The organism is Paucibacter sp. TC2R-5, assembly GCF_025717605.1.
In the GTDB taxonomy this organism is placed as follows: Bacteria; Pseudomonadota; Gammaproteobacteria; order Burkholderiales; family Burkholderiaceae_C; genus Paucibacter_A; species Paucibacter_A albus.
This window is the reverse complement of sequence record NZ_JAJIRQ010000026.1, coordinates 1-3,472: the sequence shown is the minus strand read 5'-3', so window position 1 is coordinate 3,472 and position 3,472 is coordinate 1. Positions and strand designations below refer to the sequence as shown.

The 3,472-nt window shown below is 49.6% G+C and carries 2 rRNA genes; both read right to left on the bottom strand.

Going from position 1 to position 3,472, the window contains the following annotated elements:
- Positions 1-6: 6 nt before the first annotated feature.
- Positions 7-119 (bottom strand): 5S ribosomal RNA (gene rrf / locus LNV08_RS22870).
- Between the two features lie 216 nt (positions 120-335).
- Positions 336-3,216 (bottom strand): 23S ribosomal RNA (locus tag LNV08_RS22865).
- Positions 3,217-3,472 lie beyond the last annotated feature (256 nt).

The window sequence follows — 3,472 nt, the reverse complement described above, 5'->3', positions numbered from 1 at the left end:
ATATTAGCCTGACGATGACCTACTTTCACACGGGAATCCGCACTATCATCGGCGCTGAGGCATTTCACTGTCCTGTTCGGGATGGGAAGGAGTGGGACCGCCTCGCTATGGTCATCAGGCTTAACTGGTTGATTGACTGTTTAGTATTTAAACAATCAATCCAATTTGTAGAGTCGTGCAGTATAACTTATTAACTAAGGTATTGCACATCGAATCAGCTTCTATTTTGATTGCGTTAACTCGGACTTCTTTGAAGAACGGTATAACTTGTACTTTTCTCAAATATCCTTGATCTACTCAATTTGTGTTCCCACGCATTGAGCTGTCAAAGTTATAGGGTCAAGCCTCACGGGCAATTAGTACTGGTTAGCTTAACGCGTTACCGCGCTTCCACACCCAGCCTATCAACGTCCTGGTCTCGAACGACCCTTCAGGGGGCTCTAGGCCCCGGCAAGACTCATCTTGAGACGAGTTTCCCGCTTAGATGCTTTCAGCGGTTATCTCTTCCGCACTTAGCTACCCGGCGATGCCACTGGCGTGACAACCGGTACACCAGAGGTGCGTCCACTCCGGTCCTCTCGTACTAGGAGCAGGCTCTCTCAATCTTGCAGCGCCCACGGAAGATAGGGACCAAACTGTCTCACGACGTTTTAAACCCAGCTCACGTACCTCTTTAAATGGCGAACAGCCATACCCTTGGGACCGGCTACAGCCCCAGGATGAGATGAGCCGACATCGAGGTGCCAAACACCGCCGTCGATATGAACTCTTGGGCGGTATCAGCCTGTTATCCCCAGAGTACCTTTTATCCGTTGAGCGATGGCCCTTCCATACAGAACCACCGGATCACTTTGTCCTACTTTCGTACCTGCTCGACTTGTCAGTCTCGCAGTCAAGCACGCTTATGCCAATGCACTATCAACACGATTTCCGACCGTATTTAGCGTACCTTCGAACTCCTCCGTTACACTTTGGGAGGAGACCGCCCCAGTCAAACTGCCCACCATACACTGTCCCCAATCCCGATAAGGGACCAAGGTTAGAACCTCAAACACACCAGGGTGGTATTTCAACGTTGGCTCCAAGCAAACTAGCGTCCACTCTTCAAAGCCTCCCACCTATCCTACACAGGTCTGTTCAAAATCCAATGTAAAGCTACAGTAAAGGTTCATGGGGTCTTTCCGTCTTTCCGCGGGGAGATTGCATCATCACAAACATTTCAACTTCGCTGAGTCTCTGGAGGAGACAGTGTGGCCATCATTACTCCATTCGTGCAGGTCGGAACTTACCCGACAAGGAATTTCGCTACCTTAGGACCGTTATAGTTACGGCCGCCGTTTACTGGGACTTCAGTCAAGAGCTTGCACCCCATCATTTAATCTTCCAGCACCGGGCAGGAGTCACACCCTATACGTCGACTTTCGTCTTTGCAGAGTGCTGTGTTTTTAATAAACAGTTGCAGCCACCGATTCTCTGCGGCCTCATTCTGCTTCGAGAGTAAATCTCTACACATACTAGAGGCACACCTTCTTCCGAAGTTACGGTGTCAATTTGCCGAGTTCCTTCTCCAGAGTTCTCTCAAGCGCCTTAGAATACTCATCTCGCGCACCAGTGTCGGTTTGCGGTACGGTCAATTACAAGCTGAAGCTTAGTGGCTTTTCCTGGAAGCAGGGTATCACTCACTTCGTCTGCAAGCAGACTCGTTATCACGCCTCATCTAAGCCCCCCGGATTTGCCTAAGGGGCATGACTACACGCTTGAACCAACATATCCAACAGTTGGCTGAGCTAACCTTCTCCGTCCCCACATCGCACTTGTAATCGGTACAGGAATATTTACCTGTTTCCCATCAGCTACGCATCTCTGCCTCGCCTTAGGGGCCGACTCACCCTACGCCGATGAACGTTGCGTAGGAAACCTTGCGCTTTCGGCGAGGGGGCTTTTCACCCCCTTTAACGCTACTCATGTCAGCATTCGCACTTCTGATACCTCCAGCAGTCTTCACAAACCACCTTCACAGGCTTACAGAACGCTCTCCTACCACGTGCAATAAATTGCACATCCGCAGCTTCGGTAACTGGCTTAGCCCCGTTACATCTTCCGCGCAGGACGACTCGATCAGTGAGCTATTACGCTTTCTTTAAATGATGGCTGCTTCTAAGCCAACATCCTGACTGTTTTAGCCTTCCCACTTCGTTTCCCACTTAGCCAATTTTGGGGACCTTAGCTGGCGGTCTGGGTTGTTTCCCTCTTGAGTCCGGACGTTAGCACCCGGTGCTCTGTCTCCCAAGCTGTACTCATCGGTATTCGGAGTTTGCAATGGTTTGGTAAGTCGCCATGACCCCCTAGCCATAACAGTGCTCTACCCCCGATGGTAATACTTGAGGCACTACCTAAATAGTTTTCGGAGAGAACCAGCTATTTCCAAGTTTGTTTAGCCTTTCACCCCTATCCACAGCTCATCCGCTAATTTTGCAACATTAGTCGGTTCGGACCTCCAGCACCTGTTACGGTACCTTCATCCTGGCCATGGATAGATCACTTGGTTTCGGGTCTACACCCAGCGACTAATTCGCCCTATTCGGACTCGATTTCTCTACGGCTTCCCTATTCGGTTAACCTCGCCACTGAATGTAAGTCGCTGACCCATTATACAAAAGGTACGCAGTCACCTTGCGGCTCCTACTTTTTGTATGCATACGGTTTCAGGATCTATTTCACTCCCCTCCCGGGGTTCTTTTCGCCTTTCCCTCACGGTACTAGTTCACTATCGGTCGATTACGAGTATTTAGCCTTGGAGGATGGTCCCCCCATATTCAGACAGGATTTCTCGTGTCCCGCCCTACTTGTCTTACGCTTAGTTCCACACCGCAGCATTTTTCATACGGGGCTATCACCCGCTATGGCCGGACTTTCCATTCCGTTCTGATATACACGATGCTAAAACGTAAAGGCTACTCCAATTTCGCTCGCCGCTACTTTCGGAATCTCGGTTGATGTCTTTTCCTCGAGCTACTGAGATGTTTCAGTTCACCCGGTTCGCCACAATGACCTATGTATTCAGTCAGAGTTACCGCTCGCGCGGTGGGTTTCCCCATTCAGAAATCTCCGGATCAAAGCTAATTTGCCAGCTCCCCGAAGCTTATCGCAGGCTATCACGTCTTTCGTCGCCTGTAATCGCCTAGGCATCCACCATATGCACTTAGTCACTTGACCCTATAACTTTGACACCGCTGACTGCAGTGTCGGTCAAGAACTCGTACAAACCCGTTTCATCGGTCTGTACGTATTTGAGTATTTACGCGTTACGCCGTCCTTCATATCTAATCAATTTCTTGCTTAGTTGAAGTCTATGTTTGACGCAATCAAAATGTTGCCGACGGCACGGTGTCCAATTCCCTTTACAAAGAAATTGAACTTTCCGTCGACAACGCTGATTCGACTCTACAAATTGTTAAAGAACACAGCCAGT